We start from the raw sequence: 11,006 nt of genomic DNA, 5'->3' as shown, positions 1-11,006 counted from the left end.
TCCCGCGGGCGCGCGGCGTAGCACCGGCAACGCGCCCCTTCGTCTTTCCCCACCAAACCACTAAGATTGCGGATATGAGCGAATCGAAATCCTTCATTTCGGGCTGCAAGGGCCTGAGCCTCACCGACGATGAAAAGGCCTTCTTCCGCAACGAGCGGCCGTGGGGCTTCATTCTCTTTGGCCGCAATATCGGCGAGCCGGCGCAGGTCGCCGATCTGACGGCGCAGATGCGCGATTGCATCGGCGGCGGAAGCGACATTCCGGTGTTGATCGACCAGGAGGGCGGGCGCGTCCAGCGCATCAAGCCGCCACATGTCCAGCAATATCCGAACGCCGCCGCGCTTGGCGCCATCTACCGTGCGGATGCGCAGAAGGGGCTGCGCGCCGCCTGGCTGATGTCGCGGCTGCACGCCTTCGATCTCCTGCGCCTCGGCGTCAATGTCGATTGCCTGCCGGTGCTCGACGTCGCCGTGCCCGGCGTCCATGACGTCATCGGCAACCGCGCCTACGGTCAGGAGCCGGAAATCGTTTCCGTCATGGGCAAGGCGGCATCCGATGGCCTGAAGGCTGGCGGCCTGCTGCCGATCATGAAGCATATTCCGGGCCACGGCCGCACCATGGTCGATTCCCACCACGACCTTCCCGTCGTGCATGCGAGCCGGCAAGAGCTGGAAGCCTGCGACTTCGTGCCGTTCAAGCGTATGAAGGACGAACTGATGGCGATGTCCGCGCATATCGTCTTCACCGCGATTGACGGCGACAATCCGGCAACCACGTCGGCCAGGGTGGTGGAGGAGATCATTCGCGGCCATATCGGTTTCGACGGCCTGCTGATGTCCGACGACGTCTCCATGAACGCGCTTGCCGGCGATATCGCGGCAAGAAGCCGGGGAATCATTGCTGCCGGCCTCGACATGGTGTTGCATTGCCATGGCATCATGGACGAAATGATTGCCGTGACGGAAAACACGCCCGTGCTTGGCGGTGACAGTCTGCGGCGGGCCAATGCGGTGCGCGCGGGCTTCCCGACGCCGGACGGGGCGGACGAGCAGGCGCTGTGCGAAGAATTCAACGCGATGATCGCCGTAGCATAACGGTTGCCGCCGGCGTGGCGGCATACAGAGGGGGCGACGTGCAGGCAACGGGGCCGAAGCCACCGAAGAAGGGTCGCGGCGCGGATGCGCCGATGGATGACCTGTGGCAGGAGGGCACCGAGGGGCGGGGGCTTTCCGAGGAAAGCCTCGTCGTCGATCTCGCCGGCTTCGAAGGCCCGCTCGACCTTCTGCTGCATCTTGCCCGCACGCAGAAGGTCGACCTGACCCGCATCTCGGTGCTGGCGCTCGCGGAGCAATATCTCGTCTTCATCGACCGGGCGCGAAAAATCCGCATCGAGCTTGCCGCCGACTATCTCGTCATGGCGGCCTGGCTTGCCTACCTCAAGTCCCGCCTGCTGATCCCCAGGCAGGCCAAGGACGACGGCCCCACGGGCGAGGAAATGGCGGCGAGCCTTGCCTTCCGTCTGAAGCGGCTGGAAGCGATGCGCGATGCAGCCACAAGGCTGGTCAATCGCAACCGGCTCGGTCGTGACGTCTTCGCCCGCGGCATGCCCGAGCATATACCGACCGAGCGGCGCTCGACCTTCGAAGCCTCGCTCTACGACCTGCTCAGCGCCTACAGTTCCCTGCGCCAGCGCCATGCGGTCACCCAGGTTACCATCGAGAGGCGCACCGTCTGGTCGCTGTCCGATGCGCGAGAAATCCTGCAACTGCTTGTCGGCGGGTTTGATGATGACTGGACGGCGCTCGACCATTTCATGCTGCGCTATCTGAGCAATCCGACCGAGCGCACGACGGCGATCGCCAGCGCCTTTGCGGCGACGCTGGAACTCGTCAGGGAAGGGCGGCTGGAGCTTCGGCAGGACGGGGCCTTCCAGCCGATATATCTTCGTCGCGGTCCCAAGCCGGAGGGCGATGATGACGGGAGCACCGAGCGTGGCTGATGGCAATGGGAATGTACCGCGCGAGCCTGACGGCACGCTCGTCGATCCGCGCCGCATGCACGAGGCGGCGCGCATCGCCGAGGCGCTGATCTTCGCCTCCGCAGGGCCTGTGTCGGAAGCCTATATTGCCGAGCGCCTGCCGCGCGGTGTGGACGTGCAGCATGTGATGCGCGAGTTGAAGGGATTGTATGCCGGGCGTGGCGTCCATCTCGTGCAGATGGGCGATAGCTGGGCCTTCCGCACCGCACCGGATTTGTCTTTCGTCATCCGCACGGACGAGACGGAGGTGCGCAAATTGTCGCGTGCCGCGCTCGAAGTCCTGTCGATCATCGCCTATCACCAGCCGGTGACTCGCGCCGAGATCGAGGATATTCGCGGCGTGCAGACCTCCAAGGGAACGCTCGACGTGCTGATGGAGGCAGGGTGGGTGCGTTTTCGCGGCCGCCGGCGTTCGCCGGGCCGCCCGGTAACCTTCGGCACCACGCGGGATTTTCTCGATCATTTCGGCCTGGAGGAGCTGCGCGACCTGCCGGGCCTCGAGGAATTGAAGGGCGCTGGACTGCTCTCCGGGCGCATTCCCTCCAATTTCCAGGTTCCGTTGCCGCTCGGCGAGGATGAGCTTGCGGAGGACGAGGATCCGATCACACAGCTCGATCTCGAGGAACTCGGTCTCTTGACACCGGGCGGAAAAGAAGACGAATAGACGAAGCTTTACGACAGGACTGTACCGTTGGCAGAACAGGCCGACTGCAGGGAAAGACTTCGGCAAATGACTTCGGACCCGTCAGGTTCCAACGGCATCGAGACAAGACGGGCTTCGGCTGTGACCTTTGCGGCGCGCCTGTCCTTCGAGGATATCCACCACAGCTACCACAACAAGGAAACGATACGCGGCATTTCGCTGACTGCGGAGCCCGGCGAGGTTCTTTGCCTGCTCGGCCCTTCCGGTTCCGGCAAGACGACGCTTCTGCGCATTGCGGCCGGTGTGGAGGCGCAGACCGGCGGTCGCGTGCTGCTGAATGACCGTGAGATTGCCGGCCCGACCGTCTTCCTGCCGCCGGAGCGGCGCGGCGTCGGGCTGATGTTTCAGGATTTTGCGCTCTTTCCGCATATGTCGGTGCTCGACAATGTGCGTTTCGGCCTGACGGCGCTGCCGCGCGCAGCTGCCGAGGCGGAGGCCCTTGTGGCGCTCGAACGGGTCGGTCTGTCGCACTACGCCCAGAAATTTCCGCACATGCTGTCTGGTGGCGAGCAGCAGCGCGTGGCGTTGGCGCGGGCGCTTGCACCGCGACCGTCCGTTCTCCTGATGGACGAACCATTCTCCGGTCTCGATTCGCGCCTCAAGGATTCGATTCGCGCCGATACGCTGGCGATCCTGCGGCAATCGCGCGCAAGCGCCATTGTCGTCACCCATGACGCCGAGGAGGCGATGCGCATGGGCGACCGGATCGCGCTTCTGAAGGACGGCAAGCTCGTGCAGGTCGGGACGGCAGAGGAACTCTATCTCCACCCGCAGACCCTTTTTGCAGCGGCGTTCTTTTCAGAAATCAACGAGTTTTCCGGCCGTGCCCGCGGCGGCGTGGTGGAAACGCCCCTCGGCAACGTCGATGGCAAGCGTTTTGCCGACGGGCAGAAGGTTCGCGTCGCCGTGCGTCTTTCGGGACTGCGGGTGCTGGAGACTGGCGGCGAGATACCGGCGCGTATATTGTCGCGGCGCTTTCTGGGTGTGGTAGAACTTCTTGATCTCGCCATACCCGGCATGGATCGGCCGATCCGCGCGCGTGTGCGTGCAGATCAACTGGCCAGCGGATTGCGCGACGTCACGCTTTCGGCTAACCACCGCGACATACTGGTATTTGAAAAAGACGGCTGAACGTCTTAAATCGGGGTTCAGGTTTTAAAGGGAGTTACGGGAATGGGTTCTTTCAGCATCTGGCATTGGCTGATCGTTCTGGTGGTTGTGCTGCTGCTGTTCGGCCGCGGCAAGATTCCGGAACTGATGGGTGATGTCGCCAAGGGCATCAAGAGCTTCAAGAAGGGCATGTCCGACGAGGATGCGGCGGCCGCCGACAAGGCGAAGACCGTCGATCACAAGGCCGACGAGGTCAAGTGACCAGGCATCCGGCCGCGGACGGTGGTTCGCGGCCTATGAGGACAATACCCTATGCTTGATGTCGGCTGGACCGAAATACTCGTCATTGCCATCGTTCTCATCATTGTGGTCGGTCCCAAGGACCTGCCGCAGATGCTGCGCACGTTCGGCCGCATGATGTCCAAAATGCGTGGGATGGCGGGCGATTTCCGCCAGCAGTTCGACGAGGCCCTGCGCGAGGCCGATCTCGAAGACGTCAAGAAGACGATCGGCGAGGCACAGAAACTCAATCCGCTGAATACGATCCGCGAGGCGGTCAATCCGCTGCGCCAGATGGGCGACGAGATCAAGGCGGATCTCCAGAAGGCGACCAGCTCGATCTCGACGCCCACGTCGGCGGCAAATCCTGCCGAGAGTGTTTCGGGTGCGCCGGCGGAAGCGCAGAAGCCGGCTTCGGCCGATACCGTCGCCGCTGCGCCGCTCAAGGCCGCCGCGACGGAAAAGCCGGTTTCCAGGAAAAAGACCGCCGACAGTGCCGCGAAAACGGCAAAGCCGCGCAAGGCGGGAGCAAAGGTCGAGGCTGCGGTCAAGGCTGACGCCAAGCCGGCCGCAAAGGCTGCGGCAGGCAAGAAAGCCGCCGCCGCCAAGCCCAAGACTGCAAAGACCAAGAAGGACGAGGCATGAGCGGCGATATCGAAGACAAGCCCCAGCCGCTCATCGAACACCTGATCGAGCTTCGCAAGCGGCTGATGTGGGCCGTCGGCGCGTTTTTCATTGCGTTTCTCGTCTGCTTCTATTTCGCCAAGCAGCTTTTCAACCTGCTTGTCCTGCCTTTCAAATGGGCAGTGAGCTGGGCCGGGCTTTCCCATCGCAATGTCGAGCTGATCTACACGGCGCCGCAGGAATTCTTCTTCACGCAGATCAAGGTCGCCATGTTCGGTGCGCTGGTCATCGCCTTTCCGGTGATTGCCCAGCAGGTCTACAAATTCGTGGCGCCCGGTCTCTACAAGAACGAGCGCGCGGCCTTCCTGCCGTTCCTGGTCGCGTCCCCGATCCTCTTCCTGATCGGTGCGGCCCTCGTCTATTTCTTCTTCACGCCGATGGTCATGTGGTTCTTCCTGGCGATGGAGCAGGGCGGCGGCGAGGGCCAGGTCTCCATCCAGCTGCTGCCGAAGGTTTCCGAATATCTCAGCCTGATCATGTCGCTGATCTTCGCCTTCGGTCTGGTCTTTCAGCTTCCCGTTATCTCGTCCCTGCTGGTGCGCACCGGTTTCATCGATTCCAAGGCGCTTGCGGACAAGCGCAAATACGCGATCGTCATCGCCTTCGTCGTGGCCGCTGTGCTGACGCCGCCGGATCCGGTTTCCCAGATCGGTCTTGCACTGCCGGCCATCCTTCTCTACGAGATTTCAATCTATACGGCCCGACTCATCGAACGGCAGCGGGCGAGCGCCTCGAACGCGAAGGATGCGGAAAACGAGGTCGCTGCAACACCGGATGAGGCTGACTAAGCCTCTCTTCCGGGGTTGCCGCAGGTCGCTGCCGGGCGCGAGTGGGTCTCAATCCACGGAACGCCTGGAACGACAATGCTTGATATTAAATGGATCCGCGACAACGCCGACGCTCTTGATGCCGCCCTTGCAAAGCGCGGCGCAAGTCCTCTTGCCAAGGCGCTGATCGATCTCGACGAGAAACGCCGCAGCGTCATCCAGACGGCACAGGACATGCAGTCGCGCCGCAACGCCGCCTCCAAGGAGATCGGCGCGGCGATGGCGGCCAAGAATGCCGAGCTTGCCGACAAGCTGAAGGCCGAAGTGGCCGACATCAAGAACCTGCTTCCGGCTGCCGAAGAGGAAGAGCGCCAGGTCACGGCCGAGCTTAACGACGCCCTTTCGCGCATCCCCAACATTCCGCTCGACGACGTGCCGGTCGGCTCGGACGAGGCGGGAAATGTGGAGAAGTCCAAGTGGGGCCAGAAGCCCGGCTGGAACCACAAGGCGCTGGAACACTACGAAATCGGCGAAGCGCTCGGCTGGATGGATTTCGAGGCCGCCTCGAAGATCGCCGGTTCGCGCTTCACGGTGCTGAAGGGCCAGCTCGCCCGCCTCGAGCGTGCGCTTGGACAGTTCATGATCGACATGCACACGCAGGAACACGGTTATACGGAAACCCATGTGCCGCTGCTGGTGCGCGACGACGCCATGTACGGCACCGGCCAGCTGCCGAAGTTTTCCGAGGATCTGTTCCGCACCACCGATGGCCGCTGGCTGATTCCGACTGCGGAAGTCTCGCTCACCAATCTCGTTCGCGAGCAGATCCTGGAACAGGAGAAGCTGCCGTTGCGCTTTACCGCTCTGACGCCGTGCTTCCGTTCGGAAGCCGGTTCGGCAGGTCGCGATACGCGCGGCATGCTGCGCCAGCACCAGTTCATGAAGTGCGAGATGGTCTCCATCACCGATGCGGACAGCTCGCTCGACGAACTGGAGCGCATGACTGCCTGTGCGGAAGAGGTGTTGAAGCGCCTCGACCTGCATTACCGCGTCCTGACGCTCTGCACGGGCGATATGGGCTTCGGCGCGCGCAAGACCTATGACCTGGAAGTGTGGCTGCCGGGACAGGACACCTACCGCGAAATCTCGTCCTGCTCGGTCTGCGGCGATTTCCAGGCGCGCCGGATGAATGCGCGCTATCGCGGTAAGGACGACAAGTCCACGAAGTTCGTGCACACGCTGAACGGTTCGGGCACGGCCGTCGGCCGCGCATTGATCGCCGTCATGGAAAACTACCTCAATGCCGACGGTTCGATCACCGTGCCGGACGCGTTGCTGCCCTATATGGGCGGCCTGAAGAAAATCGAGAAGGCCGCCTGAGGCGGAAGACGAGATGCGCATCCTTCTGACCAATGACGATGGTATCCACGCCGAGGGCCTTGCAGCCCTCGAGCGTATCGCCCGTGAATTGACGGACGACGTCTGGATCGTCGCGCCGGAGACGGACCAGAGCGGCCTTGCGCATTCGTTGACGCTTTCCGAGCCGCTGCGCCTGCGCAAGATCGACGACAAGCGGTTCGCGCTGCGAGGCACGCCGACGGACTGTATCATCATGGGCGTGCGCGAGGTTTTGGACGAAAAGCCGGACCTCGTTCTGTCCGGCGTCAATGCCGGCGCCAACATGGCCGATGACGTCACCTATTCCGGTACTATCGCCGGCGCCATCGAGGGAACGCTGCAGGGCATCAAGTCCATGGCGCTGAGCCAGGCGTACAACTATGCCGGCGGCCGCGTCGTGCCGTGGGAAGTGGCCGAGACCTTCGCGCCGAAACTGATCCGCCAGCTGATGGACGTCGATCTGCCGGACTGGACCTTCTTCAACCTGAATTTCCCGAATTGCGCACCGAAGGATCTTCAGGGCGTCGAGGTGACGAGCCAGGGCAAGCTCGATTTCGGCCTGACGATCGATGAGCGGGCCGATGGTCGTGGCCTGCCGTATTACTGGCTGCGCTTTGGCGAGCGGAAGGGCGATTTCCGCGCCGGAACGGACATCCACGCGGTAAAGAACCACAAGATTTCGGTGACCCCGCTCAAGCTCGACCTGACGGATTACACCGTGCTCGACCGCGTGCAGCGCGCACTCATTGGCGAGGACAGGGATTGAACACGGGACGGGTGATCGAGAAGGAGGGGTTTGCCGCGCTGGCGCTGCGCCTGCGCGGTCAGGGCATCAACAATCTCGACCTCCTGACGGCCGTGGAGCAGACGCCGCGCACGCTCTTCGTACCGCCGCAATTTGCCGGCGAGGCCTATTCTCGCCGCGTCCTGCCGCTTGATTGCGGGTCCTTCATGGAAGGCATCGATCTTGCGGTGCGCATTCTGCATCTTCTCAACCTGAAGGCCGGGCAGCGCATCCTCGAAGTCGGCACCGGCAGCGGCTTTACCGCCGCCGTCATGGGGCGCCTGACGGAACGCGTCCTGACGATCGACCGGTATCGCACGCTTGTCACCAATGCGCAGCAATCGATCGAGAAGGCCGGCATCCGCAATGTCGTCGTGCGTCAGGCGGACGGCAGCAACGGCATGCCGGGCGAGGGAACGTTCGATCGCATCCTTGTCACCGTCGCCTTTCCGGCCTTGCCGCGATTCTTCGCCGAGCAGCTCGTTTCGGGCGGAATGCTGATTGCACCCGTCATGGTGAGCGACACCGAGTGCCGCATGCTGAAGCTGGTGAAGACCGGCAGCCGGTTCGACCGGGAAGACCTGTTTTCGGTGCCTTACCTGCCGATCGTTCCCCAGATGGCGCAGGCCCTCTAACCACAATTTCCCACCGCATTTTCCGGCTCGGCAGGCATTCCCTCGCTGAGTCCCTGCTGTTTTTGCCGAAATTTCCGTCGCCCAGCCGCTGTCGCATGCACGCGGCGCGCGAATTTCCTTCGCAAATACAGCGCGTTAATCTTTTGTTAACTTGCACAAGCTTCGCGCAAGCTTCGGGGCGTAGCCGGGAAGGGAAGCAAAAGGTTCCACGCAGAACGCCGGTTTTCCAGATGGTTCGGTCGTTCGGATGGAGAGGAAAATGTACGTCTCGAACAGGATCGCCAGCGGATCGACCAGCGACGGCCTCGCATATCTTGCGACGAAGGCCGCCGGCAAGGTTGTCGAGGAGAATACCGAGGCCGGATCGACCGCGCATCTTGCCGGCGGCAGTTTCGACCCGTCCGCCCATGTCGGCCTTTCGGTCGAGGCGCTTCTGGTGCTGAGCGTTGCGAAGGAAGAGCTGACCTACAGTCGGCCCGCGCTTACCGAGGCGGAACGCAACAATCTCGATACATATGAGCTCGAGAAGCGCGAATACATCGCCTACGGCCATTTCCTCGACGAAGGCGACCGCAAATCCTATTACCGCGCCTATATCGAATATCTCGACAGCATGCCGCCGCAGGACCAGCGCAGCGCGCGCTATGCCGGAACGCGTGAACCTGCCATCGCCGCCTTGCGCGCCATTGCCTACAATGAAAGCGCGCTTGACATGTCGGCGCCCGATGCCGCCCTCGAAAACGCCACCGAGGCTGGTGAGAGTTTCGCCCGGCGCGCAACGCCGATCTCGTCGATCTTCCGGCCAGGCCCCGGGGAGCTTGAGAACATCGCCCGCGTCAGCGGACGCATCTCGCGCGCTGACAGCATGTACACGACGGGTTTCTGAGCCGTTTCGATCGCTGTTTTGCCATGATGCGGCGACGCCATGGTTATCAAATCATCAAAATGCGAAGTGAATGGCCGGACTTTAACCAGCCAGTAACTCTAACGCGCTTTAATCGGGCTATATCAAGTAGCGTACCGATTGGGTAGTTTCATGCGTAAGAGTGTATCGCCGAGTTTTGCTAGGACTGCGACCCGCCTTATGGCGGCCGCGCTGCTGGCCAGCGTCGCGACCGGGTGCAGCTCGGACGTTTCCCGGTTTGGTGGCCTCTTCTCCAGTTCCGACCAGGACAATATCACCACCAGTTCGGTTCCGCGCCGCACGCTTTTTGGCGGCGGAAACAGCGAGCCGGTTCCGCGCGGCAATATCGGCAACGGCGGTCAGCAATACGCTTCCGGCGGCCAGATGGGTTCGCAGAACGCCGCGCTCAACCAGCCTTTCCCGGATCAGGGCGTCGTTTCCTACGACCCGATCAATACCGCGACGACCAATGGTTCCGGCACGCGATTCGCCACGACGCCGATGAACGTCCAGCGCGGCGAGCTTGCGGATCCGACTGCGGGCGGCCAGCGTCAGGCCTCGCTCGGCGAGTTGCCGCAGCGCAAGGCGAAGGCCATCGTCGAGGGTGCGGATAATCTCACGACCGCCACCGTCAAGAGCAAGGCGGGCTGGTCGACGAACAATGCTCCGGTCGTCATGCTGCGCCAGGGCGAGAGTGTGAAGACGCTTGCCAACCGCTACGGCGTGCCGGAGAAGGAAATCCTTGCGGCCAACGGCCTGAACCGCGCTTCGGATGCCGAGCCCGGTCAGCGGATCGTCATCCCGACCTTCAGCACGACGTCGAGCATCGCGAAGGCTTCGACGGATTCCACCCTCAAGGTCGACAACAGGCTGCCGACGCCGGATGGCAAGAGCGAGCAGAAGGTCGCCATCCTGCCGGGCACCTCCACGCGGGACAAGGTGAAGTCGGAAAGCGGCCAGACGAATTCCAACGTTGCCGATGCCGGCGAAGGCAAGGGCAAGGGTGGCTATGAAGTGAAGCCGGGCGATTCGCTCGCCAAGATCGCGCGCAGCAACGGCGTATCCGTCGATGCGCTGAAAAAGGCCAATGGTCTTGAGACCGCCTCGATCCGTATCGGACAGAACCTGGTCATTCCGGCTGGCGGCGGCGCTGCGGCGGAAACAGCGACCGACAAGACCATGACCGCCTCGGTTCCTGTGACCAAGGAAAAGAAGGTGGAGACGAGCGAGAAGAAGCCGGAAAGCTACAAGGCGCCGGTGAAGACCGTTTCCATCACGGAAGCCACGGAAAAGTCGGGCGTGACGGACGATGCGCCGGAATCGACCGGTATCGGCAAGTATCGCTGGCCGGTACGCGGCGCGGTCATCGCGGCCTATGGTGCCAATGTCGAAGGCAGCCGCAATGACGGCATCGACATCTCGGTCCCGGAAGGCACGCCGATCAAGGCCGCCGAGAACGGCGTCGTCATCTATTCCGGCAGCAGCCTGAAGGAGCTTGGCAACGCGGTTCTCGTCCGGCACGACGACGGCACCGTCACGGTCTATGGTCATGCAGGCGAACTGAACGTGCAGCGCGGCCAGAAAATCCAGCGCGGCCAGACCGTCGCCACCTCCGGCATGAGCGGAAATGCGAAGCGCCCGAAGGTGCATTTCGAGGTGCGCAAGAACGCGACGCCGGTCAACCCGATGACCTTCCTGGAATAG

Annotated in this window: 12 protein-coding genes; all 12 read left to right on the top strand. The window is 62.7% G+C overall.

What is annotated here, in order from left to right:
* The first annotated feature begins 74 nt into the window (after positions 1-74).
* The 12 genes from nagZ (at position 75) to WA950_RS13295 (ending at position 11,006) form a co-directional block, all read left to right on the top strand.
* Positions 75-1,094: a beta-N-acetylhexosaminidase gene (gene nagZ / locus WA950_RS13350; protein WP_424552186.1), complete on the top strand. Its 1,020-nt coding sequence runs from the start codon at positions 75-77 to the stop codon at positions 1,092-1,094.
* A 92-nt stretch (positions 1,095-1,186) separates the two neighbouring features.
* Positions 1,187-1,999 carry a segregation and condensation protein A gene (locus WA950_RS13345; protein ID WP_424552185.1) on the top strand — a complete coding sequence of 271 codons (813 nt, stop codon included), beginning with the start codon at positions 1,187-1,189 and terminating at the stop codon, positions 1,997-1,999.
* A gap of 55 nt (positions 2,000-2,054) precedes the next feature.
* Positions 2,055-2,702: an SMC-Scp complex subunit ScpB gene (scpB, locus tag WA950_RS13340; protein ID WP_424552398.1), complete on the top strand. Its 648-nt coding sequence runs from the start codon at positions 2,055-2,057 to the stop codon at positions 2,700-2,702.
* Positions 2,703-2,768: 66 nt separating this feature from the next.
* The gene (locus tag WA950_RS13335; protein WP_424552184.1) at positions 2,769-3,872 is read left to right on the top strand and encodes an ABC transporter ATP-binding protein; all 1,104 of its coding nucleotides are present in this window, start codon (positions 2,769-2,771) and stop codon (positions 3,870-3,872) included.
* Between the two features lie 42 nt (positions 3,873-3,914).
* On the top strand, positions 3,915-4,112 hold the full coding sequence (locus WA950_RS13330) for a twin-arginine translocase TatA/TatE family subunit (protein WP_424552183.1): 198 nt from the start codon (positions 3,915-3,917) through the stop codon (positions 4,110-4,112).
* Between the two features lie 51 nt (positions 4,113-4,163).
* Entirely contained in the window at positions 4,164-4,775 is a 612-nt protein-coding gene (tatB, locus tag WA950_RS13325) for a Sec-independent protein translocase protein TatB (RefSeq protein ID WP_424552182.1), read from the top strand.
* Positions 4,772-5,602, top strand: coding sequence for a twin-arginine translocase subunit TatC (tatC, locus tag WA950_RS13320; protein ID WP_424552181.1), 831 nt, complete (start codon positions 4,772-4,774; stop codon positions 5,600-5,602). Before tatB ends, tatC begins: the two co-directional genes overlap by 4 nt.
* 75 nt (positions 5,603-5,677) lie before the next feature.
* On the top strand, positions 5,678-6,961 hold the full coding sequence (gene serS, locus WA950_RS13315; protein ID WP_424552180.1) for a serine--tRNA ligase: 1,284 nt from the start codon (positions 5,678-5,680) through the stop codon (positions 6,959-6,961).
* Between the two features lie 13 nt (positions 6,962-6,974).
* Positions 6,975-7,745 carry a 5'/3'-nucleotidase SurE gene (gene surE, locus WA950_RS13310; RefSeq protein ID WP_424552179.1) on the top strand — a complete coding sequence of 257 codons (771 nt, stop codon included), beginning with the start codon at positions 6,975-6,977 and terminating at the stop codon, positions 7,743-7,745.
* Positions 7,742-8,398, top strand: coding sequence for a protein-L-isoaspartate(D-aspartate) O-methyltransferase (locus tag WA950_RS13305; RefSeq protein ID WP_424552178.1), 657 nt, complete (start codon positions 7,742-7,744; stop codon positions 8,396-8,398). The genes surE and WA950_RS13305 overlap by 4 nt, the downstream gene beginning before the upstream one ends.
* Positions 8,399-8,657: 259 nt before the next feature.
* Positions 8,658-9,284, top strand: coding sequence for a hypothetical protein (locus tag WA950_RS13300; RefSeq protein WP_424552177.1), 627 nt, complete (start codon positions 8,658-8,660; stop codon positions 9,282-9,284).
* Positions 9,285-9,434: 150 nt separating this feature from the next.
* On the top strand, positions 9,435-11,006 hold the full coding sequence (locus WA950_RS13295) for a peptidoglycan DD-metalloendopeptidase family protein (protein WP_424552176.1): 1,572 nt from the start codon (positions 9,435-9,437) through the stop codon (positions 11,004-11,006).

This window comes from Shinella sp., from assembly GCF_049651085.1.
Taxonomy (GTDB): Bacteria; Pseudomonadota; Alphaproteobacteria; order Rhizobiales; family Rhizobiaceae; genus Shinella.
Note: the sequence above shows the minus strand (reverse complement) of the source record. Positions and strands in the feature narration are given on the sequence as shown.

Excerpts from the sequence above, each read along its gene's own strand:
- nagZ (WP_424552186.1), top strand. The coding sequence starts at position 75 with ATGAGCGAATCGAAATCCTTCATTTCGGGCTGCAAGGGCCTGAGCCTC.
- WA950_RS13345 (WP_424552185.1), top strand. The coding sequence starts at position 1,187 with ATGGATGACCTGTGGCAGGAGGGCACCGAGGGGCGGGGGCTTTCCGAG.
- scpB (WP_424552398.1), top strand. The coding sequence starts at position 2,055 with ATGCACGAGGCGGCGCGCATCGCCGAGGCGCTGATCTTCGCCTCCGCA.
- WA950_RS13335 (WP_424552184.1), top strand. The coding sequence starts at position 2,769 with ATGACTTCGGACCCGTCAGGTTCCAACGGCATCGAGACAAGACGGGCT.
- WA950_RS13330 (WP_424552183.1), top strand. The coding sequence starts at position 3,915 with ATGGGTTCTTTCAGCATCTGGCATTGGCTGATCGTTCTGGTGGTTGTG.
- tatB (WP_424552182.1), top strand. The coding sequence starts at position 4,164 with ATGCTTGATGTCGGCTGGACCGAAATACTCGTCATTGCCATCGTTCTC.
- tatC (WP_424552181.1), top strand. The coding sequence starts at position 4,772 with ATGAGCGGCGATATCGAAGACAAGCCCCAGCCGCTCATCGAACACCTG.
- serS (WP_424552180.1), top strand. The coding sequence starts at position 5,678 with ATGCTTGATATTAAATGGATCCGCGACAACGCCGACGCTCTTGATGCC.
- surE (WP_424552179.1), top strand. The coding sequence starts at position 6,975 with ATGCGCATCCTTCTGACCAATGACGATGGTATCCACGCCGAGGGCCTT.
- WA950_RS13300 (WP_424552177.1), top strand. The coding sequence starts at position 8,658 with ATGTACGTCTCGAACAGGATCGCCAGCGGATCGACCAGCGACGGCCTC.
- WA950_RS13295 (WP_424552176.1), top strand. The coding sequence starts at position 9,435 with ATGCGTAAGAGTGTATCGCCGAGTTTTGCTAGGACTGCGACCCGCCTT.